This is a genomic window from Protofrankia sp. CiP1_Cm_nod3 (assembly GCF_982290655.1).
On record NZ_CEVIVD010000061.1, the window covers coordinates 25,927 to 29,564 of the forward strand.

The 3,638-nt window shown below is 71.1% G+C and carries 3 protein-coding genes; 2 read left to right on the forward strand and 1 reads right to left on the reverse strand.

The features are described from left to right. Together AC5LUJ_RS13580 and AC5LUJ_RS13585 are read left to right on the forward strand one after the other, a co-directional pair. The coding region (locus AC5LUJ_RS13580) for an alpha-amylase family glycosyl hydrolase (protein ID WP_493465035.1) at positions 1-1,299 on the forward strand (1,299 nt) is incomplete at its 5' end. Positions 1,300-1,386: 87 nt separating this feature from the next. Then, on the forward strand, positions 1,387-1,800 hold the full coding sequence (locus tag AC5LUJ_RS13585) for a globin (RefSeq protein WP_250283515.1): 414 nt from the start codon (positions 1,387-1,389) through the stop codon (positions 1,798-1,800). Between the two features lie 64 nt (positions 1,801-1,864). On the opposite strand, the gene ettA is transcribed toward AC5LUJ_RS13585, so the two are convergent. Next, a complete protein-coding gene (gene ettA / locus AC5LUJ_RS13590; RefSeq protein ID WP_250290518.1) occupies positions 1,865-3,547 on the reverse strand; it encodes an energy-dependent translational throttle protein EttA in 1,683 nt (560 codons plus the stop codon). Positions 3,548-3,638 lie beyond the last annotated feature (91 nt).

Genomic DNA, 3,638 nt, shown 5'->3' on the forward strand with positions numbered 1-3,638 from the left:
GCCGGCTCCCCCGAGCGGGACCTGTACATCTTCCGCGACGGACGCGGCGCGGACGGCGACGAGCCGCCCAACAACTGGGTGTCGGTCTTCGGCGGGCCGGCCTGGACCAGGGCCACCGACGGCCAGTGGTACCTGCACCTGTTCGCCCCGGAACAGCCCGACTGGAACTGGCGGCACCCCAGGGTCCGCGACGACCACGACACCACCGTCCGGTTCTGGCTCGACCGCGGCGTCGACGGTTTCCGCATCGACGTCACCCACGGCCTGATCAAGAACGACCTGCTGCCGGACAACCCGCCGCCCCCGTCCGACGGCATCCCCTTCTTCCGCGAGCGGGCCGAGCCCCACCACTGGGACCAGGAAGGCGTCCACGAGATCTACCAGCGCTGGCGCGCGATCGTCGAGGACTACCGCCGCCGCGACGGGCAGGCCAGGGTGCTCGTCGGCGAGACCTGGGTGGCCGACCCCCGGCGGCTGGCCCGCTACGTGCGTCCCGACGAGCTGCACCTGACGTTCGCCTTCTCGCTGCTGGCCGCCTCCTGGTCGGCGCCGGCCTGGCGGACGGCGATCGCCGCGGACCTGGCCGCCACCGCCGAGGTGGGCGCGCCCACCACCTGGGTGCTGGCCAACCACGACGTCACCCGGCCGGCGAGCCGGTACGGCAGCGGCGAGAGCGGCCTGCGCCGGGCCCGCGCCGCGCTGCTGACCCTGCTCGCGCTGCCCGGCCCGGTCTTCCTCTACCAGGGCGACGAACTGGGCCTGCCCGAGGTGGACGTGCCGCCGGCACACCGGCAGGACCCCGTCTGGGAGCGCTCCGGGCACAGCCGTCCCGGCCGGGACGGCTGCCGGGTCCCGCTGCCCTGGTCGGGGCGGGAGGCGCCGTACGGGTTCAGCGCGGACGGCGTGCCACCGTGGCTCCCCCAGCCCGACGGCTGGGCCGAACTGGCCGCCGCCGCGCAGGCGTCCGACCCGCTGTCGACGCTGGTCCTGGCGCGCGGGGCGCTGGCGTTACGGCGGGCGCTGCCCATGCTCGGCGCCGGCCGGCTGCGCTGGCGCGACGACACCCCACCCACGGTCCTGGCCTTCGACCGCCCGTCCCCACCGGGCCCGCCCGGCACACCGCCGGGCCCCTCCTCCGGCGCGACCGGTCTGACCTGTGTGATGTCCACCGCCGGCACGGATGTCGACCTGGTCATACCGGGGCGTCTCGTCCTGGCCAGCAGCCCGGTCGGCTACGACGGAACCACCCTCACGCTCCCCCCGGACACGACGGTCTGGCTCGCGCCGCACCCCGGTTGATGCGGTTGATGCGGCGGGCGGCAACCGATGATCTGAAAAAATGCCGTTGGCCGCATCGGGCTCGCCGCCCACGATCCGTCCAGCACAATGGTCGCTGTGACCCAGCAACCGTCCGCGGCCCGTCCGACAGACACCTTCTACGACGCGGTAGGAGGCGAGGAGGCCTTCCGCCGGCTGGTAGCCCATTTCTACGCGGGGGTTGCCGAGGACCCGCTGCTGCGCCCGCTCTACCCGGAGGGGGACCTCTCCGGCGCGCAGGAGCGGCTGCGGATGTTCCTCGTCCAGTACTGGGGCGGGCCGTCGACCTACAGTGAGCAGCGCGGGCATCCCCGGCTGCGGCTGCGGCACGCGCCGTTCGCGATCGGCCCCGCCCAGCGGGACGCCTGGCTGGTCCGGATGCGGGCCGCCGTCGACGAGCTGAACCTGCCCCCGGAGCACTTCCAGCCCCTCTGGGACTACCTGACGATGGCCGCCGGCTCCCTGGTCAACCGCCCGGAGTGATCCTGGCGGGCACGATCGTGCCCGCCAGGATCTCCGCCCATGTCCACCAACGGCCGCACAGCGGCTAGTCCCGGGTGAGTTTGCGGTAGGTGACCCGGTGGGGGCGGGCGGCTTCGGCGCCCAGACGGTCGACCTTGTTCGCCTCGTAGTCCGCGAAGTTCCCCTCGAACCAGAACCAGCGGGCCGGGTCGGCGTCCGTGCCCTCCCAGGCGAGGATGTGGGTGGCGACACGGTCGAGGAACCACCGGTCGTGCGAGATCACCACCGCGCTGCCCGGGAACTCCCCGAGCGCGTCCTCCAGCGAACGCAGGGTCTCGACGTCGAGGTCGTTGGTCGGCTCGTCGAGGAGCAGCAGGTTGCCGCCCTTCTTGAGGGTCAGCGCGAGGTTGAGCCGGTTGCGCTCCCCACCGGAGAGGACACCGACGGGCTTCTGCTGGTCGGGCCCTTTGAAGCCGAACGACGACACGTAGGCGCGGCTGGGCAGCTCGATCTTGCCCACGACGATGTGGTCGAGCCCGTCGGAGATGACCTCCCACACGTTCTTCTTCGGGTCCAGGCCCGCACGATCCTGGTCCACATAGGAGATCCTGACGGTCTCCCCGATGGTGAGCTCACCGGCGTCCGGGGCCGCCTGGCCGGTCAGCAGGGTGAACAGGGTGGTCTTGCCGACGCCGTTCGGGCCGATCACGCCGACGATGCCACCGCGGGGCAACGAGAACGACAGGTCGTCGATGAGGAGCCGGTCACCGAAGCCCTTGCGCAGCTTCTTCGTCTCGATCACGACGCTTCCCAGCCGCGGGCCGGGCGGGATCTGGATCTCCTCAAGGTCGCGGGGACGCGCCCTGTCGGCCTCGGCCGCCAGTTCCTCGTACCGGGAGAGCCGCGCCTTGCTCTTGGCCTGGCGGGCTTTCGGGTTCGAGCGCACCCACTCCAGTTCCTGGGCGAGGATGCGCTTGCGCTTGGCGTCCTTGCCGCCTTCGACCTTGAGCCGGGCGGCCTTGGTCTCCAGATACGTACTGTAGTTTCCTTCGTACGGATAGGCATGACCACGGTCGAGCTCGAGGATCCAGCCGGCGACGTTGTCGAGGAAGTAGCGGTCGTGGGTGACAGCGAGCACGGCTCCCGCGTAGCGGGCCAGATGCTGCTCGAGCCAGGCGACGCTCTCGGCGTCCAGATGGTTCGTGGGCTCGTCCAGCAGGAGCAGGCCGGGGGCTTCGAGCAGGAGCTTGCACAGCGCGACCCGGCGCCGCTCACCGCCGGACAGCTTGGTCACGTCGGCGTCGCCGGGCGGCAGGCGCAACGCGTCCATCGCCTGGTCGAGCTGGCTGTCGAGCTCCCAGGCGTTCGCCGCCTCGATCCTGTCGATGAGGGCCGCCTGCTCGGCGAGGAGGGAGTCGAAGTCCGCGTCCGGCGCGGCCATCTTCTCGTTGATCTCCTCATAACGGGCGAGGACCGCGCGGATCTCCCGGACGCCGTCCTCGACATTGCCGCGGACGTCCTTCGTCTCGTCCAGCGGCGGTTCCTGCGCGAGCATGCCGACGGTGAAACCGGGGCTCAGCGTCGCGTCCCCGTTGCTCGGCTGGTCAAGACCTGCCATGATCTTGAGCAGCGACGACTTGCCAGCACCGTTCGGGCCGACGACACCGATCTTCGCGCCGGGCAGGAAGGACAGGCTGACGTCGTCAAGAACGACTTTGTCGCCGTGGGCTTTGCGCACTTTGCGCATCTGGAAGACGTACTGCGCCATGCGGTCAACCTTATGGGTCTGGTGGGCCTGTCCGTCCGGCGGACCTACTGACCGGGTGGATTCGGACGGATACCGCGGGACGGCCATAACC